This is a genomic window from Phaeodactylibacter luteus (assembly GCF_007993045.1).
GTDB classification, from domain to species: domain Bacteria; phylum Bacteroidota; class Bacteroidia; order Chitinophagales; family Saprospiraceae; genus Phaeodactylibacter; species Phaeodactylibacter luteus.
Genome location: NZ_VOOR01000255.1, coordinates 1 through 300 on the forward strand (window position 1 = coordinate 1; position 300 = coordinate 300).

The following is a 300-nucleotide window of genomic DNA, read 5'->3' on the forward strand; positions in this document are numbered from 1 at the left end:
GCCAGAAGGGCCGAAGTACGCTTCCAGCACTTTCTGCCGGTTTTCAGGGCTAAGCTCATTGAGCAGGTAGGCCGAAGCTTCTGTGAAGGAACCGCCAATGCCTGTTATCGTCTGAAAACGCTCTTCAGGGCGTAGCGTCAAGCGCTTATCGGGCTCGGCCTCCCCTCCTGCTTCTTTCAGGCCTAGTTTGCTGCCAGCGGCAGACGTCTCGTATATCTCAAGTCCCATAGCGTTTTCCTTTGGGGCACAGCTGTGGAGGGCAAAGCACAGCAGCAGGCCAGCCGGGAGCAGCCGGGGGGG

Annotated in this window: 1 pseudogene; it reads right to left on the reverse strand. The window is 59.0% G+C overall.

Going from position 1 to position 300, the window contains the following annotated elements:
• Nucleotides 1-228, reverse strand: a pseudogene (locus FRY97_RS22170) (glycosyl hydrolase family 30); the annotation flags it as partial.
• Nucleotides 229-300 lie beyond the last annotated feature (72 nt).